The 23,541-nt window shown below is 58.0% G+C and carries 21 protein-coding genes; 15 read left to right on the top strand and 6 right to left on the bottom strand.

Going from position 1 to position 23,541, the window contains the following annotated elements:
• The first annotated feature begins 3 nt into the window (after nt 1–3).
• Nucleotides 4–483, top strand: coding sequence for a hypothetical protein (locus AC2FNR_RS11325; protein ID WP_209194490.1), 480 nt, complete (start codon nt 4–6; stop codon nt 481–483).
• A 12-nt stretch (nt 484–495) separates the two neighbouring features.
• Here the strand turns inward: AC2FNR_RS11325 and ntrX are convergent, their stop codons facing one another.
• The 5 genes from ntrX to dusB all read right to left on the bottom strand — a co-directional run bounded on the left by ntrX (nt 496) and on the right by dusB (nt 7,739).
• On the bottom strand, nt 496–1,905 hold the full coding sequence (gene ntrX / locus AC2FNR_RS11320; RefSeq protein ID WP_170354343.1) for a nitrogen assimilation response regulator NtrX: 1,410 nt from the start codon (nt 1,903–1,905) through the stop codon (nt 496–498).
• Complete coding sequence (locus AC2FNR_RS11315; protein WP_170354344.1) at nt 1,902–4,190, bottom strand: sensor histidine kinase NtrY-like; 2,289 nt, start codon at nt 4,188–4,190, stop codon at nt 1,902–1,904. The genes ntrX and AC2FNR_RS11315 overlap by 4 nt, the downstream gene beginning before the upstream one ends.
• Nucleotides 4,191–4,289: 99 nt before the next feature.
• A complete protein-coding gene (locus AC2FNR_RS11310) occupies nt 4,290–5,657 on the bottom strand; it encodes a response regulator (protein WP_170354345.1) in 1,368 nt (455 codons plus the stop codon).
• Between the two features lie 34 nt (nt 5,658–5,691).
• Nucleotides 5,692–6,759 (bottom strand): two-component system sensor histidine kinase NtrB, encoded by a 1,068-nt coding sequence (locus AC2FNR_RS11305; RefSeq protein ID WP_170354346.1) that lies wholly within the window; start codon nt 6,757–6,759, stop codon nt 5,692–5,694.
• Entirely contained in the window at nt 6,756–7,739 is a 984-nt protein-coding gene (gene dusB, locus AC2FNR_RS11300; protein WP_496849094.1) for a tRNA dihydrouridine synthase DusB, read from the bottom strand. The genes AC2FNR_RS11305 and dusB overlap by 4 nt, the downstream gene beginning before the upstream one ends.
• 183 nt (nt 7,740–7,922) lie before the next feature.
• Here dusB and AC2FNR_RS11295 point away from each other — a divergent pair, with 183 nt between their 5' ends.
• From AC2FNR_RS11295 to AC2FNR_RS11270, 6 genes are all read left to right on the top strand, one after another.
• A complete protein-coding gene (locus AC2FNR_RS11295; RefSeq protein WP_496849093.1) occupies nt 7,923–9,053 on the top strand; it encodes a bifunctional 2-C-methyl-D-erythritol 4-phosphate cytidylyltransferase/2-C-methyl-D-erythritol 2,4-cyclodiphosphate synthase in 1,131 nt (376 codons plus the stop codon).
• Nucleotides 9,050–9,547 carry a phosphatidylglycerophosphatase A family protein gene (locus tag AC2FNR_RS11290; protein ID WP_496849092.1) on the top strand — a complete coding sequence of 166 codons (498 nt, stop codon included), beginning with the start codon at nt 9,050–9,052 and terminating at the stop codon, nt 9,545–9,547. The genes AC2FNR_RS11295 and AC2FNR_RS11290 overlap by 4 nt, the downstream gene beginning before the upstream one ends.
• Nucleotides 9,544–10,020, top strand: coding sequence for a CinA family protein (locus AC2FNR_RS11285; RefSeq protein ID WP_496849091.1), 477 nt, complete (start codon nt 9,544–9,546; stop codon nt 10,018–10,020). The genes AC2FNR_RS11290 and AC2FNR_RS11285 overlap by 4 nt, the downstream gene beginning before the upstream one ends.
• 151 nt (nt 10,021–10,171) lie before the next feature.
• The gene (locus AC2FNR_RS11280) at nt 10,172–11,353 is read left to right on the top strand and encodes an ammonium transporter (RefSeq protein ID WP_480865670.1); all 1,182 of its coding nucleotides are present in this window, start codon (nt 10,172–10,174) and stop codon (nt 11,351–11,353) included.
• A gap of 129 nt (nt 11,354–11,482) precedes the next feature.
• A complete protein-coding gene (locus AC2FNR_RS11275) occupies nt 11,483–12,163 on the top strand; it encodes an orotate phosphoribosyltransferase (protein ID WP_496849090.1) in 681 nt (226 codons plus the stop codon).
• 224 nt (nt 12,164–12,387) lie between these two features.
• Nucleotides 12,388–13,878 (top strand): replicative DNA helicase, encoded by a 1,491-nt coding sequence (locus tag AC2FNR_RS11270; RefSeq protein WP_170354353.1) that lies wholly within the window; start codon nt 12,388–12,390, stop codon nt 13,876–13,878.
• Between the two features lie 3 nt (nt 13,879–13,881).
• Here AC2FNR_RS11270 and AC2FNR_RS11265 read toward each other — a convergent pair whose 3' ends face one another.
• Nucleotides 13,882–14,421 (bottom strand): GNAT family N-acetyltransferase, encoded by a 540-nt coding sequence (locus tag AC2FNR_RS11265; protein WP_170752822.1) that lies wholly within the window; start codon nt 14,419–14,421, stop codon nt 13,882–13,884.
• A 218-nt stretch (nt 14,422–14,639) separates the two neighbouring features.
• Here AC2FNR_RS11265 and alr point away from each other — a divergent pair, with 218 nt between their 5' ends.
• From alr to purF, 8 genes are all read left to right on the top strand, one after another.
• Nucleotides 14,640–15,674 carry an alanine racemase gene (gene alr, locus AC2FNR_RS11260; RefSeq protein ID WP_496849089.1) on the top strand — a complete coding sequence of 345 codons (1,035 nt, stop codon included), beginning with the start codon at nt 14,640–14,642 and terminating at the stop codon, nt 15,672–15,674.
• The gene (locus tag AC2FNR_RS11255) at nt 15,671–16,453 is read left to right on the top strand and encodes an MlaE family ABC transporter permease (protein WP_496849088.1); all 783 of its coding nucleotides are present in this window, start codon (nt 15,671–15,673) and stop codon (nt 16,451–16,453) included. The genes alr and AC2FNR_RS11255 overlap by 4 nt, the downstream gene beginning before the upstream one ends.
• Entirely contained in the window at nt 16,450–17,196 is a 747-nt protein-coding gene (locus AC2FNR_RS11250; RefSeq protein WP_170724251.1) for an ABC transporter ATP-binding protein, read from the top strand. Before AC2FNR_RS11255 ends, AC2FNR_RS11250 begins: the two co-directional genes overlap by 4 nt.
• A 536-nt stretch (nt 17,197–17,732) precedes the next feature.
• A complete protein-coding gene (locus AC2FNR_RS11245) occupies nt 17,733–18,179 on the top strand; it encodes a paraquat-inducible protein A (protein ID WP_170752820.1) in 447 nt (148 codons plus the stop codon).
• Between the two features lie 156 nt (nt 18,180–18,335).
• Nucleotides 18,336–19,118, top strand: coding sequence for a DNA repair protein (locus AC2FNR_RS11240; RefSeq protein ID WP_170752818.1), 783 nt, complete (start codon nt 18,336–18,338; stop codon nt 19,116–19,118).
• Between the two features lie 121 nt (nt 19,119–19,239).
• The gene (radA, locus tag AC2FNR_RS11235; RefSeq protein ID WP_353390104.1) at nt 19,240–20,601 is read left to right on the top strand and encodes a DNA repair protein RadA; all 1,362 of its coding nucleotides are present in this window, start codon (nt 19,240–19,242) and stop codon (nt 20,599–20,601) included.
• Nucleotides 20,602–20,642: 41 nt separating this feature from the next.
• Nucleotides 20,643–21,239, top strand: a complete 597-nt coding sequence (locus AC2FNR_RS11230) for a CvpA family protein (RefSeq protein ID WP_170354361.1) — start codon at nt 20,643–20,645, stop codon at nt 21,237–21,239.
• 626 nt (nt 21,240–21,865) lie between these two features.
• A complete protein-coding gene (gene purF, locus AC2FNR_RS11225; protein WP_496849087.1) occupies nt 21,866–23,389 on the top strand; it encodes an amidophosphoribosyltransferase in 1,524 nt (507 codons plus the stop codon).
• The last annotated feature ends 152 nt before the right edge of the window (nt 23,390–23,541 follow it).

The following is a 23,541-nucleotide window of genomic DNA, read 5'->3' as shown; positions in this document are numbered from 1 at the left end:
TCCATGAAAACAGTAATTCGTTTACTCATTCCTTTGACAGTCCTGACCGCATGCGGGCCATTGTCGATGTACTATCGCGAGGGCGAAAGTGTATCGCGCGTGCAGACCGAGACGACGCAATGTCAGGTGCAGGCCCTGAATGATGCGCCAGTCGCCAATCAGGTTCGTCAGGGACCGCCGACTTATTGGCCCGGACGAACATATTGCGACAGCCGCGGTCGATGCCACCGCACAGGCGGTTGGTGGCAACCTGGTCAGATCTACACAGTCGATGTCAACCAAGGCCTGCGCAACACGGTCGAAGCACAGTGCATGGCCGCCAAAGGCTATCGCCCGATTAGCCTGCCGCCTTGTAAGCAAAGCGTTAAAAGCCGCGTGCCCGCCGTTCGTACAACCGAACTACCACCCCTGAGCACCGAGTCCTGTTTCGTCAAATTTGACGATGGCTCTTTCCAGATCATCACACCTGGCCAGGCAGGTTAAAGACCCGGCGGATTATTCCGCCGGCTCAGGTTCGTCAATCTGCGCAACCCGCGCACCCGACTTGTTCGATGTCACAACGCCCAACGACTTCAACTTGCGATGCAGCGCGCTGCGTTCCATCCCGACAAAGCTGGCGGTGCGACTAATATTCCCGCCAAACCGGTTGATCTGCGTCAGCAGATATTCACGCTCGAACGCCTCGCGTGCCTCGCGCAGCGGCAGAGTCGCCAGTGCACCCGACAAAACCACACGACCGGAGTCGTCGGATTTTTCATCCTCGGTCGGCAGTTCTCTGGCCTCAATCGGGCCGGTCCCATCCCCAAGGATCAACACACGCTCGATCAAGTTCTTCAGCTGACGCACGTTGCCCGGCCAGGTCATGGTTTGCAACAAGGCCACGGCTTCATCCGATATCTCGCGCACCGGCAGACCCTGAGACTCATTGCACATTTCTATGAAATGTTGCGCCAGAACCGGAATGTCCTCGCGCCGATCCTCCAACGAGGGCACGTCAATCGGAACAACATTCAGGCGGTGATACAGCTCTTCGCGGAACCGTTCTGCCGCGATTTCTTCGTCGAGGTTCTTGTTGGTCGATGAAATGACACGCAGATCCACGCGCACCTTGTCTGAGCCGCCAACACGCTGGAATTGCTGATCGACCAGCACCCGCAGGATCTTGGACTGAGTCCCCAACGGCATATCGGCAACCTCGTCAAAGTAGACAACGCCCCCATGAGCCTCTTCCAGCAATCCGGATTCGACGCCGCGCTCTGATGATTCTCGACCAAACAGAACCTCTTCCACACGCTCTGGTTCGATACCGGCGCAATTGACCGTCACAAATGGCGCGTTTGCCCGGTTCGAATGGGCGTGAATGTACCGCGCGGCGATCTCTTTGCCGGATCCGGCAGGACCGCTGAGCATGACGCGACCGTTCGACTTGGTCACCTTGTCCAACTGTCCCTGCATCGCGCGGAACGAGGCGGACTTGCCGATCATGTCGGAATTCGTGACCTCCTTGCGCTTGAGCGAGGCGTTCTCGCGGCGCAAGCGCGAGGTTTCCATCGCGCGACGGATAACAACCATCAACTGATCAATGTTAAAGGGCTTTTCGATAAAGTCATAAGCCCCCTGCTTGATCGCCGCGACGGCGATCTCGATGTTCCCGTGACCCGAAATGATTACCACGGGCACATCCGGATTGTCGCGCTTGACCGCCTTAAGAATGTCGATCCCGTCCATACGGCTGTCCTTCAGCCAAATATCCAGAATCAGCAGACCCGGCGGCTCGGAATTGATCGAGGCCATGCACTCGTCCGAGTTGCCAGCCAGCCGGGTTGAATAGCCTTCGTCCTCCAGAATGTCGGACACCAGCTCGCGAATATCGCGTTCGTCATCTACGATTAGAATGTCACTCATCTTTGGCCTGCTTTCAGTTTGTTTGTTTTAATTGCCTGCTTTTGTGGCGCCGAGGATTGGGGGAAATTGCCCCCGGGCAACCGGATCACGGCCATCGCGCCAAAATGGTCCTGTCCGTCAAATACCGGTGCATCTTCCAAAGTCAGTGCACCGCCATGTTCTTCGATTATTTTCTTAACGATGGGCAGGCCAAGGCCCGTCCCCTCGTCTCGTGTGGTCACATAGGGCTCGAACAATCGCGCCCTGTCTTCCGGTAAACCTATTCCGTTATCTGCTATCGTTATCACCGTACCTGCGTCATCGGGCGTCACGTCCACTTTTATCTGTGGCTTCAGATTGTCGGGGGCGCCCTTTCTTTTCAGCGTTTCGATAGCTTCACCCGCGTTTTTGATCAGGTTCGTCAAAGCCTGATTCAACATCGTCGCGTCCACATCCAGTTGGATGGGCTGGTCTGGCAAAGAGGCCAGAATCTCGACATCCGGTTGTCCCGATTGCTGCAACAAGACCGCTTCTTGCACCAGCTCAACAATGTTTTCCTCGCGCCGCTCGGGTTCGGGCATCCGGGCGAATTTCGAAAATTCGTCGACGATCCGGCGCAAATCATTAGTCTGACGCACGATGACATCCGTCATCGACACCAACTTGTCGCAATCCTCTTCATCCAGCTTGGTCGAGAATTTGCGTTTGATCCGTTCCGCGCTCAGCTGGATCGGGGTCAAAGGGTTCTTGATCTCATGCGCGATACGACGCGCCACGTCACCCCAGGCTGCCAACCTCTGCGCGCTGACCAGATCGGTTACGTCGTCAAATGCAACCACGTATCCTTCAAGTCCACCGTCCTCGCCGCGGCGGGTGGCCATACGTACCAACAGGTTTTCCAAGCGCCCTTTACGGGTCACCTTGACCTCACCCTGAACCGCTTCCTGACCGCTGTCCTTCAGCGTTTCGAACAGGGGAAGGAATTCAGGAACGGCAATGCCGATGGCCAAGTGTTCTTCGCCACGCGACCAGTCCAGCAACCGTTCAGCCGAGCGGTTCACGAATGTTACGCAACCGTCCGGATCTACGCCGACAACCCCGGAGGTAACCGAGCTGAGAACCGAGTCAAACAATCGCCGGCGGCGTTCGATTTGCCGCGTATTCTCAAGAAGGGTATCGCGCTGCCCTTTCAACTGCCGTGTCATCTGGTTGAAGTAACGGCCCAGCATCGCGATCTCATCATCGCTGGCCTCTTCAATCACCTGAACGCTCAGATCACCCGCACCAACCCTTTGGGCCGCCGTTGTCAACCGCCCCACCGGGCGCGAGAGGCGCTCGGCAAACCACATTCCCAAAGACATCGCAGCAAGGATCAAAATGACCGCAAAGCCAAGATATAAAAGACCGAACTCGAACAGAACCCGGCCCCGGTCGCTTTCAAGCTGTTGATAGAACTGTGCCGTTTCCTTGGTGTCGTCCAGCAAGGTCAGCAACTGCCCGTCGACTTCGCGACTTACATAAAGGTATCGATCCAGAAAGGCGCGCAGAGGAACCAACGCCCGGAATTCGCTGTTCTGCCAATCTGCAATGATCAAAAGGCCCGTATCAGCGGCTTCGACCAGTTGCTCTGGCGTCGGAGCTTCGTAGTTGAACAGGTACGACCTGTCGCCGCGCGATTTGATCTCGCCACTGCCGTCGATGACATAAGCCTCGCGCAGACCACGCTGAATCTGAGATTGTCCCTGTGCCAACACAGACCGCAATTCGGCGTCCGAGATGTAGAAGTCTACTGCGCGTGAATTGTCCAAGAACCGCGCAAGAACTGTGGCGTCCTGCGTCAAGCCCTCGCGGTGCTCTTGCTCGTAAGCTTCAGCGGCCGTGAGAGATGAGCCCACAACCTGCCGAACACGGTCTGAAAACCAACCCTCAAGCCCGATGTTCACCGTCAATCCGGCGAAGATGGCAACTGTCACGGTTGGAACCAACGCCAAAAGCGTAAATGCGCCGATCAGTCTAAGGTGCAGGCGCGAGCCCGCGGATTTCGCGCGCCGTGCCGCAATCAACGTACCGACCTGACTGAGCACAAGCGCCGCAACGACCAGTACATAGACCAAGTCCGCAAGCAGGATGAGCCGCAGAGTTGGTGCAGAAGCCCCAAGGTCAAAGGGGCCGATCACAAGATACGTCGCCAACGCCAAAGCAGGGCCCAGAAGAACCAGACCCAAGGTGCTAAAATTGCGCAGCTTTCGGGATTTTCGCCACCGATTAATCGATAGGATCAGCCCGCTCTGTGCTCGGGATGCCACCGTCTGCCCTCATCCTGATGCGCCGCTTTCGCGGCTAACCGCCATATTTCGTGGTCCTTGCCGGGTCAGAACCCGGATGCCACGCTTTGTGTGGCCATATTACATCAGTTTGCGTCTGCGTGTCACCTGAATATCGAGGTCTGTAATCTTTTTCCGCAGCGTATTCCGGTTAATCCCCAGAAGATCAGCACATTTTGCCTGATTCCCACCAGTTGCATCCAGCGCCAGTTCGATCAGCGGGGCTTCGACCTCGCGAAGAATGCGTTGGTAGAGACCCGGAGGTGGCAGCAAATTACCGTGCAGATCAAAGTACCGCCTCAGATGACGCGCAACCGACGCCGATAGTTTTTCGCGTTCGCCGTCACCCAGAACAGGTTCAGCCTCGGGCTGACTGCCCAGCACCATCTCAACCTCGGCTTTCGAGATTTCATCGGCGCGGCTGGTCAGGCTCAGGCGGCGGATTGCGTTTTCAAGCTGCCGCACGTTACCCGGCCAGGAATAGCGTCGAACCAGTTCCACCGCGTCAGCGCTAAGCCAGCGCTTGGTGCCGTGCTCACGTTCTTCCCGTGCCAGAAAGTGATCGGCCAGCAAGGTGATGTCATCAACCCGTTCCCGCAATGCTGGCACATGAATAGTCGCACCGCACAAACGGTAGTAGAGATCTTGACGCACGCGCCCACTCTCCATCGCCTCGGTCAGGTCGGACTGGCTGGTTGCCATAAAGCGCGGGACGTGATCGCCGGGCGTGTCCATCATGCGCACGATACGGGCCTGCAGTTCATCCTCGATATCGGCAATTTCATCAATCAGCAACGTACCGCCACGCACACGGGCCATCACCCGCGCGGGGCCTTCCAGATCCCGCAGATCGGCCGCAGTTGCAGTTACAAATGGCAGCGTCCGACGATCCGAGAAGTCATGAATTGCCCTTGCAATCAGCGATTTACCCGTTCCACTTTCACCAGATATCATGACCGAAAGATCAGTGTTCATAACCCGTGCAACCAGCCGATAAAGCGCTTGCATTACCGGTGTCCGTCCGACCAAAGGCAATTCTTCCGGACGCTCGTCGACAGGTTCCGCCACTTCGGTCTGAACGCGCTGTTTCTGCTCCAGCGCGCGCGCAGTGCGCTTCATCAAATCCGGCAGGTCAAAGGGCTTGGGCAGATAATCATAAGCATCCGCCTCGGCCGCCTGAATTGCCGTCATGATCGTGTTCTGAGCCGAGATTACAATGACTGGCAAACCTGGACGGTCCTGAGCGATTTTTGGCAGCATTTCCAGACCGTTGCCGTCCGGCATTACGACATCCGAGATCACCACATCCCCCTTGCCCTCACCAACCCAGCGCATCAGCGTGGTCAGCGAAGAGGTCGCATGCACCTTGCATCCAGCCCGCGTCAGGGCCTGTGTCAAAACGGTGCGGATCGTGCGGTCGTCATCTGCGACCAGAACTGTTCCATCCATTTGGTGCTCTCCTTAAGCTCTTTCCGGCTTTGTCTTACGTTGCATCCTTCGGTGCCCGCCTCAGCGAGATACGAAACACCGTACGGCCCGGCACCGAGTCGGCGGAAATCCAGCCGTCATGGTCCGAGATGATCTTGCTCACCAGCGCCAGCCCGAGGCCGGTGCCGTTTTCCTTGCCCGACACGAACGGGTCGAAGATATCGCTACGGATTTTCTCGGGCAGGCCCGGCCCGTCGTCGATAATCTCGATCTGCAATGGCAGGGAATGGCCCGAACCATCACTGCGCCGAAGTCGGAAGGAATGTTCGAAATACGTCCTGATGCGAATTATTCCGCCTTTGGGATCAGCAGCTTCAGACGCGTTTTTCAACAAGTTCAAAATGACTTGCAGGAATTGATCCGGATCACCATAGGCCAGCGGCAACGAAGGGTCGTATTCCTCGATGATTTTCATATGCGCGCCGAATCCTAGCAAGGCCGACCGGCGTGCGCGGTCCAGGACATCATGAATATTCACTGGCTTGAAATCAGGCTCCGACAGGTTTCCGAATTGCTCGACCTGTTCCAACAGCTTTACGATACGACGACTCTCAGCGACGATAAGGTCTGTAAGTTCAAGGTCTTGCTGTGAGATATTCATACTCAGCAGTTGCGCCGCGCCAGTGATGCCGGCCAGTGGATTCTTGATCTCGTGTGCCAGCATCTCGGCCATGCCAATCGCCGACTGCGCCGCCGATTTGACAGTATTGCCCCGCGTCATCCGCCCTGCCAGTTCTCGCGGCGAGATGATCATGATCATTGAACCCGGATGGCCAACCAATGGTGCAATCTGCAGCGCGCATTGCAGCGGCGCACGATTGCCCGAGCCCGCATCTACATCATTCACGAACAAGGGTGTTCCCTGCGCCCGCGCGCGCTCGAACGCCTCTTCCAGTGGCGCGTCGACCGCAATCTGATCCCAAACCGGGTGCCCGATCACCGATTTACGCGAGGCATTCAGGAATCCTTCGCCGGCTGAATTAACGTCGGATATCCGATCATCGCCATCAATTATGAAGGCCGGTACCGGAAGCGAAGTCCAAATACTCTGGTCTGAATTCATGCGACAGCCTCCGCCTCAGTGCTTAAGGCGTCACCCAGCAGGCGGATCACCTCATCCGTATCGCGAGAGGTCAGAACGGCGCGGCGCAAGGCTGCTGGCGTACCAGCCTGATCCATATACCAACCCAGGTGTTTGCGCGCGACGCGCAGACCCAGATCGCTACCGTAAAAGCCCAGCATCGCCTGATAATGCGCGCGGACCATCTCGATCAGGCCCTCGCCCTGAGGCACCACCGGCGCAGGCGCGCCATAAAGATCGTGGCAGACCTGAGCCAGAACCCAAGGCTGACCTTGAGCACCCCGCCCGATCATGACGCCATCCGCGCCTGACTGATCCAACGCGGTTCCCGCTGTTTCCGTATCCACGATATCCCCATTTGCGATTACAGGGATATCGACCGCCTCTTTCACCGCGCGGATCGCCTGCCAGTCCGCCTGCCCCTTGTAGAACTGACAGCGCGTGCGCCCATGGATCGTCACCATCTGCACCCCTGCCTCCTGCGCGCGCCGCGCGACGTCCGGCGCATTCAGTAATTTGTCGTCCCACCCCAACCGCGTTTTCAGCGTGACCGGCACATCAACCGCCGCGACCACCGCCTCGATCAATGTCAGCGCATGATCCGGCGTTTTCAGCAGCGCCGAGCCGGAATAGCCATTCGTGACCTTCTTGGCCGGACACCCCATGTTGATGTCGATCACCCGCGCGCCCCGATCAGCGACCTGCCGGGCGGCCTCGGCCATCCAATGCGCCTCACGCCCGGCTAGTTGAACGGCGGTGTTTTCCACGTCGGCCGACAGCTCGGCCCGTTCGCGCACGCCGGGTTTGGCCTGCACCATTTCCTGGCTTGCAACCATTTCACTGACCACCATACCCGCGCCAAAGCGCATCACCAGATCGCGAAACGGGCGGTCGGTGATTCCGGCCATCGGGGCCAGCAGCACCGGCGGAGTCAGGTCTTTGTCTGCGAGTTGAAGAGTCAACGTGCTTAATCCTTGGGCAGTTGCGACTTAGATATCGAGTTGAGCGTATATGAACAACAAAACGGCAGCTGAAAAGCCCGCAAAATCATCACTTGCTTAATTTTTAGGCGAGATAACGCGGGTGATTGCCTCTGCATTCACCGCACCCTAAACATTGCCCCGAATTTACCGGAGACACCGCCCATGACCACCGCAGCCATAATCGTTGCCGCAGGACGTGGCCTGCGCGCCGGAGGGGGTATCCCGAAACAATGGCGACCGCTAGGCGGACGCCGCGTCGCGGACTGGACGATTGAGCAGTTTCACGGGCAAGTCGATCACATCGTGCTGGTCCTGTCCCCCGAGGACAGCACCGCATGGGAAGAATTTGCCGCTTCAGATCTGATCCTGACCGCAGGTGGCGCAGATCGTCCGGGTTCGGTGCGCAATGGGCTGGCCGCCCTGAGCGATCTGGATGTGACCCGCGTTCTGATCCACGATGTCGCCCGTCCCTGTGTCAGTGCTCAGACTATTCACGACGTGTTGCAAGCGCTCGAAGCCAGCCCCGCTGCCGCCCCCGGCTTGGCAGTCACGGATGCGCTTTGGACCGGAGACGGACAAACGGTGACCGGCACGCAAGATCGCACCGGCCTTTTCGCCGCACAGACACCACAGGGCTTTCACTATAACACCATCGTCGCGGCCCATGCCGCTCATGCGGGCGGCGCGGCGGACGATGCCGAGGTTGCCCGCGCCGCAGGACTGGACGTGGCCATCGTGCCGGGCGATGCGGATAACATCAAAATCACAAGGCCCGAGGATTTTGCCCGGGCGGAACGCATATTGGGAACGAATATGGATGTAAGGCTGGGCAACGGGTATGACGTGCATCGGTTTGGCGACGGGGATCATGTAGTCCTGTGCGGCGTTCAGGTGCCGCATGATCGCGGCCTTCAGGGGCATTCGGACGCTGACGTGGGAATGCATGCCGTGACTGATGCGATCTATGGCGCTCTGGCGCAGGGAGATATCGGCCAACACTTCCCTCCCTCGGACCCGCAATGGAAAGGGGCCGCCAGCGAGATTTTCCTGCGCCACGCGATCGAGCTGGCAGCGACGATGGGATACGCGATCTCGAATATCGATTGCACGCTGGTCTGCGAATACCCCAAGATCGGCCCGCATGCCGAGGCGATGCGGATCGAGATGGCCCGGATTATGGGGCTGCGGACCGATCAGGTCTCGGTCAAGGCGACAACGTCCGAACGGCTGGGCTTCACGGGCCGCAGCGAAGGCATTGCCTCGCTGGCCACAGCCTGCCTGGTGAAATCATGACCGCCGCGCGCCTGATCGGCACCGTCTGTGGTATGGGCTATCTGCGCCCTGCGCCCGGCACATGGGGATCGCTCGCCGCCCTGCCCTTGGCGTGGGTCTTGCATACACTGGGTGGTTTCCCCCTGCTGGTGATCGCCACGTTTGCCGTGTTCTTTGGCGGGCTCTGGGCAACCCGCGTGATGACCGCAGGGCAAGAGGACCACGACCCGTCCGAGATCGTCATAGATGAGGTCGCAGGCCAGTTCATCGCGCTTTGGGCGATCTCTTACCCCTCCTGGGCGCATGGGATCGAGATCACGGCGCTGTGGCCCGGCTGGATTGCAGGGTTCCTGTTGTTCCGTCTGTTCGACATTACCAAACCCGGCCCGGTTGGCTGGGCCGACCGCAAGGGGGATGCGATGGGCGTGATGCTGGATGATGTGATCGCCGGGGTCTTTGCCGCCATCGGCGTCTTGATCCTGGCCGGGATCGCGCATGGGGTTCTGGGGCTATGACCGTCGCCGCGCTACTGGACCGCGCCAAGGCGCAAGGAGTGATGATCGCCACCGCAGAAAGTTGTACCGGGGGTATGGTCGCCGCGGCGCTGACCGACATCCCCGGCAGTTCGGCCGTGGTGGACCGAGGTTTCGTGACCTACACCAACGCCGCAAAACAGCAGATGTTGGGCGTACAGGCGGCGTCTCTGGACGCGCACGGCGCGGTCTCGGAACAGGTTGCCCGCGAGATGGCCGAGGGCGCCCTGCACCATTCCAACGCGCAACTGGCCGTATCGATCACCGGCATCGCGGGCCCCGGTGGGTCCGAGTTCAAACCCGAGGGGCGCGTCTGCTTCGGAATCGCCGCTACAGGGCGGTTGACCCAAACACAAACCATCGAATTTGGCGCACTTGGCCGTGACGCCGTCCGAGTGGCCGCGCGCGATCACGCGCTAAATTTGTTGTCAGATGCGCTTTCTAATATCGCCTAATTTTTTTGCAACCTTGCAAAAATGACGCACATCTAATCATCAATAAGGAAAAAGCCCCATAAATAGGCGTCTTTTTTAACGATTGCCTCTTTTTTCCCCACCCGTGCTCCGCTTCAAGCCCCGCCACGCAAGCTGAAGAGGAGAGCGGCTGATGAATGGAGCCGATACCGCCTGGATCATAGTGGCAACCGCCCTGGTCCTGTTTATGACACTTCCGGGCCTGGCCCTGTTCTATGGTGGCCTCGTGCGCGCCCGCAACGTGCTGAGCGTTTTCATGCACTGTTTCAGCATCGCCTGCCTGATGAGCATCCTGTGGCTGGTCGCAGGCTATTCCATCGCGTTCGGCGACGGTGGATCTGGGCTGTGGGGCGGTCTGGGCAAGGCGTTTCTGAATGGGGTCGATGCAGACAGCCTGTCAGGCAACCTGCCTGAGGTTCTCTTTTTCGCGTTCCAGATGACCTTTGCCATCATCACGCCCGCGCTGATCGTAGGCGCATATGTGGAACGCGTGGGCTTTGGCTTTGTGCTGACCTTCTCGGGCCTGTGGATGTTGCTGTGCTATGCGCCGGTGGTGCATTGGATCTGGGGCGGCGGCATGCTGACCGATGGCGGCATTCTGGGAGAGGTCGGCGTGCGCGATTTCGCAGGCGGTATCGTGGTACATGAAACCGCCGGTCTGGCCGCGCTGATCATTGCCGTGGTGCTGGGCCCGCGCCGCAACCGCACGACGCCGCCGCACAATCCAGGTTTTGTCATGATCGGCGCCGCGATGCTGTGGGTCGGCTGGTTCGGCTTTAACGGCGGGTCGCAACTGGCCGCTGACGGGGGCGCTGCGATGGCGATGACCGTGACGCATATCTCGGCTGCGACCGCCTCGCTGACATGGGCACTTTACGAACGGATTAAATACGGCAAGGCGTCGATGGTCGGTCTGGTGACCGGTACGATCGCTGGTTTGGCCTCCATCACACCTGCCTCGGGCTATGTGGATCCGGTTCAGGCGCTGATCATCGGTGCCGTGGCTGGTGTGCTGTGCCAGGAAGCGGTGAATGTCATCCGCAACGTTCTGAAAATCGACGATACGCTGGATGTGTTCGCCGTGCATGGCGTTGGGGGCATCTTTGGCACCATCATGATCGCCGTCTTTGGCCTAGGGGCCTGGACTGCACAGTTGGGTGGCCTGGTCATCGTTGGTGTCTTCACCGCCGTCGTGACCTTTGTGCTGATCAAACTGGTCGCTCTGATCACGCCGCTGCGTGTGGATGCCGAGACAGAAACCAATGGCCTCGACCTGTCGGTGCATGGTGAACGCGCCTATGACATGACAAGCTGATCGCGCGCCATACTAAACGTGCTAAGCGGGCCCCTTGCGGGTCCGCTTTTCTTTTGCCCGCCCTCTCGACTCTGGGGGGCACCGCGCGTTATCAGCCCGCAACCTGTTTTCAGCCCAGAGGTTTGCACCATGATCCCTAGCTCGTACCCCGACAGCACCGAAATCGCCCGCCTGACCGCGCGGATGCTGCTGGAGATCAAGGCCGTCCACTTCAATTCGCGCGAGCCGTTCACGCTGGCCTCGGGCCTGCCCAGCCCGACCTATATCGACTGCCGCAAGCTGATCTCATACCCGCGTATCCGCTCGACTCTGATGGATTTCCTGACGGTCACCGTGATGCGCGATGCCGGGTTCGAGGCGTTCGACAACATCGCCGGTGGCGAAACCGCAGGCATCCCCTTTGCTGCCATGGTCGCCGAGCGTATGGCCCTGCCGATGACCTATGTGCGCAAAAAGCCCAAAGGATACGGCCGCAACGCCCGTATCGAGGGCGCAATGTCCGAAGGTGAGCGCGTGCTGCTTGTCGAGGACCTGACCACCGATGGCGGGTCCAAGCTGTCTTTTGTGGATGCGATCCGTGAAACGGGCGCGACCTGCGGACATACGGCGGTGATATTCTACTATGGGATCTTCCCCGAGACCGAAAAGACGCTGGGCGACCACGGCGTGAAGCTGCATTCGCTGTGTACGTGGTGGGACGTTCTGGCCGAGGCCAAGGCGCAGAAAGCCTTTGACACTGAGACACTTGACGAGGTCGAGGCCTTCCTGAACGATCCGCGTGGATGGCAGGAAGCTAATAAATCCACATAAACCTCTTGTGGGTAATTTGGGGATAAGCCAGGAAGAATCGGTGCACCAAGCACGATATCTGGTGACTTTCCCCGCCTTTCCTACATAATAAGCGATAAACATTCAGATATCCTATCTGTCTGGAAACTTATCCCTAGGTCTTACCCCAAGTTAACCACAGGGATTTCCAGATGGATTGGGACGGCCATTCGCGTGTAGAACCTCATCAGGGCAGTGGGGACAAAATGAACGAGATAAGCAGTATCGAGCAGGCAGCGGCGCAGATTCAGAACGCCGAAACCATGCCGCATTCCATTGAGGCTGAACAACAGCTTCTCGGTGCCATCCTGACGAACAACGATCTGTATGACCGGGTGGCCTCGATCATTGGGGCCGAGCATTTCTATGATCCGGTCCATGCCCGCATCTATGAGGTCGCGGCCAATCGCATCGCCAAGAATGCGCTGGCCTCGCCCGTGACGCTGAAATCCTTCATGGCCGAGGATGAGGGCCTGAAAGAGTTGGGTGGCCCCGCCTATCTGGTCAAACTGGCGGGTGCTTCGATCAGTGCGTTTGCGGTGCATGATTATGCCCAGATGATCTATGACCTCGCCATCCGGCGCGAATTGATCCGGCTGGGCCGCGACATCTCGGACAAGGCGGCACGGGTTGATGTGTCCAGCGAGCCCAAGGAACAGATCGTCGAGGCCGAGCAACAGCTTTACCAGTTATCCGAGCAGGGCCAGACCGAACAGGGATTTCAATCCTTCCTCAAGGCGGTCACAGAAGCCGTCAACGTCACCAACGAAGCGTATCAGCGCGGTGGCGGCATGGCGGGGATTTCCACCGGTCTGGCCGATTTGGACAAACAGCTTGGGGGCCTGCACCCGTCGGACCTGATCATTCTGGCCGGGCGTCCGTCGATGGGGAAAACCTCATTGGCGACCAACGTCGCGTTCAACGTGGCCAAGGCGTATAAGCGCGGCACCAAATCGGACGGGTCCGAAGGGGCTGTGGATGGCGGCGTGGTCGGATTCTTTTCTCTGGAGATGAGCGCGGAACAACTGGCCGGCCGGGTTCTGGCCGAAGCCTCTGAAATCTCAAGCCACAAGATCCGCCAAGGCGATATGACCGAGGCCGAGTTCCGCAGGTTCGTGGACGCCGCCAAGGAGTTGGAAGCCTGCCCGCTGTTCATCGACGACACCCCTGCCCTGCCGATCTCGCAGCTTGCCGCCCGCGCGCGGCGGCTCAAGCGAACGCATGGGCTGGATCTGTTGGTGATCGACTATCTGCAGCTGTGCCGGGGCATGTCCGACAACCGCGTCAACGAAATTGCCGAAATTTCGATGGGCATGAAGGCCATCGCCAAGGAGTTGAATATCCCGGTGATCGCCCTGTCTCAGCTCTCGCGTCAGGTGGAAAGTCGCGACGACAAGCGCCCGCAACTGTCTGACCTGCGGGAATCGGGCTCGATCGAACAGGACGCCGACGTTGTGATGTTCGTGTTCCGCGAGGAATACTACAAAGAGCGTGAAAAGCCTGGCGATCATGAGCTGGAAAAGATGGAAGAGTGGAAGCAGGCCATGGACCGCCTGCATGGCAAGGCCGAAGTCATTGTCGGCAAGCAGCGTCACGGCCCCATAGGCACGGTCGAACTGTCGTTTGAGGCGCAGTTCACTCGCTTTGGCAACCTGGTCAAACCCTGGCAGCAGGACGGCCAGATCGAAGGCTACTGACAGTCACCACAACCCGGGCTGATCGAAGGCTGGCACACAGCGCGATGGCCCGGCTATTGGCCTAAATTCCTTGGTGTTCAGCGATTGGCCAAGCCACCCATGCGGCTGGCTCAGATCGTGGGGCGGTCGCGCGAACTCTGGTGTCATCGACTGAAACCCCGACTTACCGTAATAGGCCGGGTCACCATAAGTCACCGCGACCTCGGCCCCTGCTTGGCGAACCTGTTCCAACCCGTACGCGATCAACTTCTGTCCGATCCCTTGCTTCTGACGATCTGTAGCAACCGCAACCGGGGACATCAGCACCACCTTGCGCGGGTCTTCGTCATAAGTCAGGCGAGAAAAGAAAATGCACCCGCACAGGCGCTCGGATGTATGCACTGTCACGCACAGCAAATCATCGGCCTCAGTGGTCTTGATCAGTGCAACAGTCAGCGCCTTCAACGCTTCACCTTCATCCGACCCTTCGGATGCGCTGAAAACGGCCCGGAAGAACTCGGGGATTTCGGCTTCTATGCCAGTAACACCTGATGAAAACTGCACAAATTCTACTCCTGCCGACGCCCAGGATGAGCGTAAATGATTCTCGCACCAATCTTGTGTTGATGACGCAGTGAAAACAATAAGCCCTGATTTTTTCGGCGCATAGGTTCCTTGTTTGCCATACTGACAAGCCATTCCTCGCCCACGTTCCCGTCAAACCGGCAATAAACGGTGCGTACCCCCTTGACCTGCAGCGATCCAATGTCATGAACAGTTCCATGAGTACCGCACGTCTGACGATCAACCTGCATGCGCTCGCCAGCAACTGGCGCGCACTAGATACGAAAACGAATGTCGAGACCGGCGCCGTGGTCAAGGCAGACGCCTATGGCTTGGGTGCGGGTCCTGTCTCGGACACCCTCGCCGAAGAAGGTGTTCGCAAGTTCTTTGTTGCCGTCGCCGAAGAAGGCGCAGCCGTCCGCGAAGCTGTTGGCCCAGGTCCGATGATCGGCGTCTTCTCAGGGCATATGGAAGGCGATACCGAACTGCTGCGCGGGAACGACCTGACACCTTTGCTGAACTCGCCCGAACAGTTTCTGCGCCACGAACAAAGCCTGCCCTCGCATTCATTTGGCATCCAGCTCGACAGCGGCATGAACCGACTTGGCTTTGAACCATCCGATTGGGCCGAGCTGCGAACGCGGGTTGAGGATCTGAACCCGGTTGTTGTCATGTCGCATCTGGCTTGCTCGGACGAGCCGGATCACCCGATGAACCGGCAACAACTCAATACTTTCCGCGATATGACTGATGGAGTCTCGGCCCAACGGTCCTTGGCTGCGACCGGAGGGTTACTTTTGGGGCCGGAATTCCATTTCGACTTCTGTCGGCCCGGTGTCGGTCTGTACGGTGGTCTGCCTTTTGCCGACGCGAAACCTGTGGTGACTGTGGACCTGCCCGTCATTCAGGTCCGCGAGTTGGCCGAGGGCGAGACTGTTGGCTACGGCAACAGTTGGACCGCGCGCCGTCCGTCACGTATCGCGACCGTTGCAGCGGGCTATGCTGACGGTCTGCACCGCGCGATCGGGGGCGGCATTGATGCGTTCGCAGGTGGTCAACCCTGCCCCGTCGTTGGGCGTATCTCCATGGATCTGATCACCGTGGATGTCACTGATTTGCCTGAGGACCCAGAACGAATGCGCATTCTCAACGGCCACCAGACCGTAGACGACCTCGCCGAGGCCGCAGGCACTATCGGCTACGAGATCCTCACGTCGCTCGGTGCGCGCTATTCCCGAGGTTACGTGGAATGAACCCTTTGAGACTGCTGGGCGGTATAGGCCATGCCGTCCTGACTGTGTTTGCCACCTTTGGAAAGGTGGCACTGTTTACAGTGGATGCGATATCGCACGTCTTCCGCCCTCCGTTTTATCCACGCGAATTTGTCGTTGCGCTGATGAATATCGGTTGGCTTTCTCTGCCCGTGGTCGGCCTAACCGCCATTTTTACCGGTGGCGCGTTGGCGCTGCAAATCTATGCTGGCGGCGCCCGTTTCAACGCCGAGGCCGTGGTACCTCAGATCGTGGCCATCGGCATGGTACGCGAGCTGGGACCAGTTCTTGGTGGTCTGATGATCGCGGCACGCGTGACCTCTTCGATCGCGGCCGAGATCGCAACGATGAAAGTAACTGAACAAATCGACGCGCTGGTCACCCTGTCCACGCATCCGATGAAATACTTAACCGCACCGCGTGTTCTGGCAGCCATATTGACCGTGCCTGTGCTTGTTGCCGTGGGCGATGTGATTGGCATCGCAGGTGGTTATGTGGTTGCCACTCAGAACCTAGGTTTCAACTCTGCCGCTTACCTTCAGAACACGGTCAATTTTCTGGAATTGCACGATGTGATTTCATCGCTGGTCAAGGGTGCAACGTTTGGCCTCATCACGGCCGTGATGGGCTGCTACTATGGCATGAACTCGGGCCGCGGCGCGCAGGGCGTGGGCCGTGCGACCAAATCCTCGGTCGAAGCGGCGGCGATCATGATCCTGGCCGCCAACTTCATTCTCACAGGGGTGTTCTTTTCGGTATGATACGGCTGGAGAATGTACACAAAGCCTTCGGTGATAACCGAGTCCTGCAAGGCATGAACCTCGATATCCCCAAGGGCACGTCGATGGTGATCATAGGCGGTTCGGGAACCGGAAAGTCTGTGGCGCTGAAATGCGTTCTCGGGTTGATCAAACCCGACAGCGGCATGATCTATGTGGATGGCAAGGATGCCGCAACAGGCGACCGCGATGCATTTTTGGCCCGGTTCGGGATGCTGTTTCAGGGGGCGGCTCTGTTTGACTCTCTGCCCGTCTGGCAGAACGTCTCGTTCCGTCTGCTGCGCGGCCCGCTCAAGCGCCCCGCGGAATATGCCCGCGAGATCGCGATTGATAAACTGAGGCGTGTGGGCCTGAAATCGGACGTTGCCGACCGGTTCCCTTCGGAACTGTCGGGCGGGATGCAAAAACGCGTGGGCCTTGCCCGTGCCATCGCTGCCGAGCCCGAGATCATTTTCTTTGACGAGCCCACCACCGGGCTGGACCCGATCATGTCCGGCGTTATCAACGACCTGATCCGCGAGATCGTGACCGAGATGGGCGCAACGGCCATGACCATCACCCACGATATGAGTTCCGTCCGCGCCATTGCCGATAATGTGGCGATGCTGCACGGAGGCGTCATACAGTGGACTGGCCCTGTTGAGCAGATGGATGCGTCGGGTGATCCCTATGTCGAGCAGTTCATCAGTGGCAGTGCTGAGGGGCCGATTGAGGCGGTGCGTTAATCGCCTTCCCGCTGCCGTTCGCTTTTCAATTGGTAATAAGCCCGTTTAGCGTAGTCATATCTCAGCAAGTAGTGCCCACTAGCAACTACAAAGTCCGAAGCCTGAATTCGGATTGCATCCAGTGTTTGCGTCAAATGCGTTCCCGAAACTGGTATATATATAGGATCTTCGCCAGAAAACTTGTTGTAAATCCGTCCTCCAAACCAATTGGCCCTTTGTCTAGCACCGTTGGTTTCGTACAACCGGAAATGCAGCACTCTAAAAAGCTGCTCCCGGTCGAAGGGCAATCTGTCAGCAGCCGAACTACCGGCGGACAGAAGAGCGCCTGGTCCCCCTGTCGACGCATTAGAGACACCTTTGCTCAGTGCAGACGGACCGTATACGATTTTTATCACAGGATCAGGCACTGCAACTCCAAGAAGAATGACTAAACCCCAAAGCACTTAAACATGGGCAATTGCGACCTCAATGAAAAACTTGCGACTGGATTTGTCGGCCCATAGATGTTGGCAACAAGAACCGGATTTACCAATGCAATGACCCTCCGCCTCGCCACCCTCTCGCTCCTGATCCTCTACCCCATCGCATGGTTCGCCCCGCTGATGCGCGCGGGCCTCCTGCCGATCTTCGGCCTAAGCGAAATCAGTGTCATCACCGGCCTGCAATCGCTCTGGAAATCCGATATCTTCCTCGCACTGGTCGTCACAGTCTTCGCGCTCTTCGCGCCTTACGTCAAAACCATCGGCACCGCACTGATCCAATGGAACCTGCTGGACCCGCGCGTCCAGCCCGCGCTCAACATCCTCGGCAAGCTGGCCATGGCCGATATTTTCCTGATCGCGCTCTACATCACGCTGGCCAAGGGCATCTCTTACGCGACCATCGAAACCGCATGGGGTCTTTACCTGTTCACGGGCTGCATTCTGGCCTCGCTGGCATTGGGACATATTACAGAGATGACATCCGCCTCACGAAAAGCTTAAAGCTAATTGATTGAAAACATTTACCCAAGTATCATCTTAATATTTCGAGCAGCAACAAATAGTAGTTTTCGGGTCCGTGGCGGATCTCTGTCTGTACGTTAAGTCTACTCCGCTACGGCTCCGGTGTGTTCCGGTTCTAGAAGGAGATCGACAACCATGGCCGCCCTCCAAAACATAACATTGCAATTTCAGAATGCCTTTTTAAGACTGACCTTTATCGTAATCTGCGCGGCTGCGCTTGCGGCCGTGACGACCACCGCCTTATCGGCATTTGGGGTCCTGCCCTGGCTGTCCATGCAAGCCGGATTCGGCACCACACCGGCTATAGATGCGGGCATGTTTATCCAGATCGGATTGACCGCACTGATTCTCATGCTGGCCTTCTATCTGCCCGCAAACGGTCGAATGATGGCGCTTGAGAATGCGCATCGCAAGTTCGCGATGAACATGCATGACATCACCTACGCCTACCAAATGGCCCATGCTGCGGACCGAGGTGACACATTCATGATGTCGTCTGAATTCGACGCGGTCAAAGAGCGTATTGCCTTTCTGCGCCAACATCCCGACCTCCAATCGCTGGAGCCGGAAATCCTCGAACTGGCCGCGCAAATGAGCCAGATCAGCCACGAACTCGCCGTCACCTACAGCGACGAACGCGTGGCGCGGGCACGTACGTTCCTCCAGCAGCGCCAAGAAGAGATCGAGCAATTCCAGCAGCGCATCGGTGACGCGCAAACCATTCAGCAAGAACTGCGGCAATGGACCCGCGATGTCGAGATCGAGGAATCGATCGCCAAATCGCAACTCGCCCGCCTGCGTGACGAATTGTTCGACCTGTTGCCTGAGTTGTCCACGCAACTGCAATCGCAGTCGGACGAGCACAAGTCCACCGAATCCAGTGTCATCGCGATGTCGCCCCCTCGCGCCGCTGAATAGGCGCCACAGGCGCCCGCCGCGGACGATGGCCCGCAGGGCTTGAGGACGTGGCGCGCCACCGGCGGAAATGAAAGCCCGCAAGGGCTTGAAGAACCGCCCCACCTCGGGCACCAAGGGCCGCATGGCAAAGACGACTTTTTCATGCTCGGCCTGTGGTGCCACGCATTCCCGCTGGTCCGGCCGCTGTGACGGCTGCGGCGAGTGGAACACGATCATACAAGAAGCCCCCCTTTCGGCTGGCCCGGCCAAGAAATCCCTCGGCGGCAAGCGGGGCCAGACCATCGCACTCACGGACCTGTCGACCGAGGAAACCCCTCCGCCTCGCACATTGTGTGGGGTCGAGGAACTGGATCGCGTGCTGGGCGGTGGCCTTGTCCCCGCCTCGGCCCTGCTGGTGGGCGGAGATCCGGGCATCGGCAAATCCACCCTTCTGTTGCAAGCCGCCGCACGGTTTGCTCGTGCTGGCGTCAAGACCATCTATGTCTCGGGCGAGGAAGCCAGCGCCCAGGTGCGGATGCGCGCCCGCCGTCTGGGACTGGAGGACGCGCCGGTGCAACTCGCGGCAGAAACAAACCTGCGCAACATCCTTACCACGCTTGAAGCGGAAAAACCCGGCCTTGCCATTATCGACTCGATTCAGACCATGTGGGCGGACAATGTCGACAGCGCCCCCGGATCGGTGTCACAAGTAAGGGCAGCAGCGCATGAATTGACCACGTTTGCGAAACGACATGGCATTTCGATCATCATGGTTGGCCATGTAACCAAAGAGGGTCAGATCGCAGGCCCCCGTGTCGTCGAACACATGGTTGACACTGTGCTCTATTTTGAAGGGGAACGTGGCCATCAGTTCCGTATCCTGCGTGCGGTGAAGAACCGTTTTGGTCCTGCGGACGAGATCGGCGTTTTCGAAATGACGGGTAAAGGACTGGCCCAGGTCACGAACCCCTCTGCCCTGTTTTTGTCCGAGCGCGGAACACCCAGCCCTGGCTCGGCGGTATTTGCCGGAATCGAAGGAACGCGCCCGGTTTTGGTTGAATTACAAGCACTTGTCGCGCCATCACCACATTCGCAACCGCGTCGCACGGTCGTCGGGTGGGACAGCGGTAGACTTGCTATGATACTTGCGGTGCTTGAAGCCCGCTGTGGCGTCCCCTTCACTGGGTTGGACGTATATCTAAACGTTGCAGGCGGATTAAAAATTAGCGAACCGGCAGCAGACCTTGCCGTTGCCGCAGCTTTGCTGAGCGCGCGCGAGGATGCAGCTCTGCCTTCAGACACCGTTGTATTCGGGGAAATCTCTCTGTCAGGTGCCCTAAGACCGGCTGCACAAACCGAAAATAGGTTGAAAGAAGCCCAGAAACTTGGTTTCACATCAGCCATAGCTCCGGCAGGTGGCAAAACTGGCACTGTGGCAGGTCTGACACTCACCCGCCCCTCTGATTTGGTAGGGTTTGTTGGCGAAACCTTCGGAGCAGGTTAAGGTAACGCCTTAAGAGGCTGAAAAAATTACAGGCGAGGGCCATGGAAGGTTTTACAATTATTGACGGGGTGGTTGCCCTGATCATCGTGGTGTCGGGCCTTCTGGCCTATTCCCGCGGTTTGTTGCGTGAGATTCTGGCGATTGCGGGATGGGTCGCCGCCGCGGTTCTGGCCTTTATTTTTGCACCTCAAGCGGTGCCATTGGTGAAAGAGATTCCGGTCGTCGGAGATTTCCTGCAAGACAGTTGTGAATTGTCTGTTATCACCGGTTTTGCGGCGGTCTTTGCGGTGGCGCTGATCGTGGTCAGCATCTTCACCCCTCTATTTTCGTCGCTTGTGCAACGCTCAGCCCTGGGTGGTTTGGATCAAGCACTTGGCTTCTTCTTCGGGATCGCGCGCGGCATCCTGCTGGTCGCAATCGCATTCTTTGTCTACGATACCGTCATGACAGGTCAGTCATATACGATCGTCGATGAAAGCCGCTCGGCCAAGGTGTTTGAACAGTTCAGCGGTCAGATCGAAGAACAGAACCCCGAAGAAGCGCTCGGTTGGGTGACACGCCAATACGAGGAGTTGGTGGCAAGCTGCACAGAAGGCGGCGAGGTCACACCCGAAGCCGCCCCGGCAACCACAGAATAAGCGAAAAGCCCGGCATGGACCGGGCTTTTTTTTGGGCAAGACTGTATTGCTCAGGTGAACCCTTCACCCGCACAGACCGTGCATTTGATGTTTTTGAGCCCAAAACACCCGGTACACCGTGTAAAGATTGGTTTTCCGTGAATGTCTCGGCTTTTGACAACTTCGCCCGCGCCGTTGCAAATCGGACAGGGAGACCGACCCATGCCACGGCATCGGTGACATCTGCGTTTTGGCTGTGTTTCTTTTTTTTGTCCTTGTTTGTGTTGCCACATGGGTAGGTCCGTCCGAATGGTATCAAAACAGAAAATTGGTAATCACAGAAATGACAGCACATGCGGCCTGACCTGTCACTGTTTGAAGCGCAATTCCCGCAAAAACCACCTGCGTCAAATCGCAATTGTGATCCTTTGATGACACAGGCACCGTAAGGCATTATGTGAGAGCCGAACTGACATGGAATCGGAGCTGCCGATCTTGCTGTATCTGTTTTCTCACGTGCCCGCCCCTGCAAAGGACAAAGCGCGCGCATTCAACGCCTGTCAGGCGATCGAGTCCTCAGATACTGCCATCCAGCACCACCAGTCACCGAAACCTCTCAAATCGTCATAGAAAATTGGAGCCCGTACATGTGTGGGATTTTGGGGATCGCAAGCAGGACACATGATGTCTTTGCGGAAATCTATGACGGGCTGCTGATGCTGCAGCACCGGGGGCAAGACGCCTCGGGGATCGTCACATATACCGGAGAGTTCTTCCGAGAGAAAAAGGCCAACGGTCTGGTCAAAGACGTGTTCAACGCCAAGGACGCAGAAACCTTGCTGGGCAAAGTTGGCATGGGCCATGTACGCTATCCGACCGCAGGCTCGCTCAGCGCGGCCGAGGCACAGCCTTTTTTCGTCAATGCGCCCTACGGCATCTATCTGGTCCATAACGGCAACATCACCAACACCGCCGAACAGCGCGAAAAGGTGACCGCTAAATACAGCCGCCACCTGCGCACCACTTCGGATTCCGAGATCCTGCTGAACGTGCTGGCCGACAAGGTCGCCGATGCGATCAAGGTTAACGGCAATGCAGAACCGATCCGCAACCTGTTTGCCGGCGTCAAGATGACAATGGAGCGGGTACAGGGCGCCTATTCGGTGATCTGTCTTGTCGCAGGCGTCGGAATGCTGGCCTTCCGTGATCCCTGTGGCATCCGACCGCTTTCGGTCGCCAAGCGTGATGTGGATGGAAAGGGTGACGACTATGCCTTTGCCTCTGAGGATGTGGCCTTTGGCATCAACGGCTTTGACAAACTACGCGATGTGAAACCCGGCGAGGCGATCTTGATCGATCTGGACGGCAACATGCACACATTCCAGGCGGTTGATGGGCAACTGACGCCCTGCATTTTCGAGTATGTTTATCTGGCGCGTCCGGATTCGCTGCTGGATGGGGTTTCGGTTTACAAAACCCAGATGCGCATGGGTCAAACGCTGGCCCGGCAGATCGAGGCCGCCGGTCTGGATATCGACCGCATTATTCCTGTGCCGGACAGCGCCCGTCCCGTCGCGCTGGAGGTCGCCAAGGCAACTGGCATCCCATACCGCGAGGGTTTGGTTAAGAACCGCTATGTGGGCCGGACCTTCATCATGCCCGGTCAGGAAGAGCGTCAAAAATCTGTGCGCCGCAAGCTGAACGCGGTTCCGTTGGAGTTCAAAGGTCACAACGTGCTGCTGATCGACGATTCCATTGTGCGCGGCAACACGATCAAGAAAATCGTGCAGATGTGCCGCGAGGCCGGAGCGAAGAAAGTCTATATCGCCAGCGCCTCGCCGCCTGTGAAATATCCCAATGTCTATGGCATCGACATGCCCACCAAGCATGAGCTGGTCGCTAACGGCAAGGAAATTGAAGAAATCCGGCAGGAACTGGGAGCGGATGCACTGTTTTATCAAAACCTCGACGATCTGATCTGGGCGGCCAAGGAAGGAAACCCCGAGATCGAGGCTTTTGACTGTTCGTGTTTCGACGGTAATTACATCACTGGCAGCGTCAGTGGGGATTACCTGGACACGCTGGAAAACAGCAGCCGCGTTAGCAAAAAACGCGAGGATATGCAGGTACCCGGCGGCTCGTGGAACGCCGCAAAACTGGCCTCGGGTTAGTTTATCTACCGAATCGGTGATGACGAAGGCCCGCGTCACTGAAGCGATGCGGGCTTTCTTTTTGCCCGTGCATACTGGATCGGTGGGTTTTCGCCCACAACTCTGCGGCGAAGAAAACGTAAGCTCAAGGGCTTCTCCACGGGCACATTCGC

This window comes from Ruegeria sp. SATB045 (genome assembly GCF_059613525.1).
Note: the sequence above shows the minus strand (reverse complement) of the source record. Positions and strands in the feature narration are given on the sequence as shown.

What these genes read in the sequence shown, in the direction of transcription:
- AC2FNR_RS11325 (WP_209194490.1), top strand. Translation starts at nt 4, where the DNA reads ATGAAAACAGTAATTCGTTTACTCATTCCTTTGACAGTCCTGACCGCA.
- ntrX (WP_170354343.1), bottom strand. Translation starts at nt 1,905, where the DNA reads ATGAGTGACATTCTAATCGTAGATGACGAACGCGATATTCGCGAGCTG.
- AC2FNR_RS11310 (WP_170354345.1), bottom strand. Translation starts at nt 5,657, where the DNA reads ATGGATGGAACAGTTCTGGTCGCAGATGACGACCGCACGATCCGCACC.
- AC2FNR_RS11305 (WP_170354346.1), bottom strand. Translation starts at nt 6,759, where the DNA reads ATGAATTCAGACCAGAGTATTTGGACTTCGCTTCCGGTACCGGCCTTC.
- AC2FNR_RS11295 (WP_496849093.1), top strand. Translation starts at nt 7,923, where the DNA reads ATGACCACCGCAGCCATAATCGTTGCCGCAGGACGTGGCCTGCGCGCC.
- AC2FNR_RS11290 (WP_496849092.1), top strand. Translation starts at nt 9,050, where the DNA reads ATGACCGCCGCGCGCCTGATCGGCACCGTCTGTGGTATGGGCTATCTG.
- AC2FNR_RS11285 (WP_496849091.1), top strand. Translation starts at nt 9,544, where the DNA reads ATGACCGTCGCCGCGCTACTGGACCGCGCCAAGGCGCAAGGAGTGATG.
- AC2FNR_RS11280 (WP_480865670.1), top strand. Translation starts at nt 10,172, where the DNA reads ATGAATGGAGCCGATACCGCCTGGATCATAGTGGCAACCGCCCTGGTC.
- AC2FNR_RS11275 (WP_496849090.1), top strand. Translation starts at nt 11,483, where the DNA reads ATGATCCCTAGCTCGTACCCCGACAGCACCGAAATCGCCCGCCTGACC.
- AC2FNR_RS11270 (WP_170354353.1), top strand. Translation starts at nt 12,388, where the DNA reads ATGAACGAGATAAGCAGTATCGAGCAGGCAGCGGCGCAGATTCAGAAC.
- alr (WP_496849089.1), top strand. Translation starts at nt 14,640, where the DNA reads ATGAGTACCGCACGTCTGACGATCAACCTGCATGCGCTCGCCAGCAAC.
- AC2FNR_RS11255 (WP_496849088.1), top strand. Translation starts at nt 15,671, where the DNA reads ATGAACCCTTTGAGACTGCTGGGCGGTATAGGCCATGCCGTCCTGACT.
- AC2FNR_RS11250 (WP_170724251.1), top strand. Translation starts at nt 16,450, where the DNA reads ATGATACGGCTGGAGAATGTACACAAAGCCTTCGGTGATAACCGAGTC.
- AC2FNR_RS11245 (WP_170752820.1), top strand. Translation starts at nt 17,733, where the DNA reads ATGACCCTCCGCCTCGCCACCCTCTCGCTCCTGATCCTCTACCCCATC.
- AC2FNR_RS11240 (WP_170752818.1), top strand. Translation starts at nt 18,336, where the DNA reads ATGGCCGCCCTCCAAAACATAACATTGCAATTTCAGAATGCCTTTTTA.
- radA (WP_353390104.1), top strand. Translation starts at nt 19,240, where the DNA reads ATGGCAAAGACGACTTTTTCATGCTCGGCCTGTGGTGCCACGCATTCC.
- AC2FNR_RS11230 (WP_170354361.1), top strand. Translation starts at nt 20,643, where the DNA reads ATGGAAGGTTTTACAATTATTGACGGGGTGGTTGCCCTGATCATCGTG.
- purF (WP_496849087.1), top strand. Translation starts at nt 21,866, where the DNA reads ATGTGTGGGATTTTGGGGATCGCAAGCAGGACACATGATGTCTTTGCG.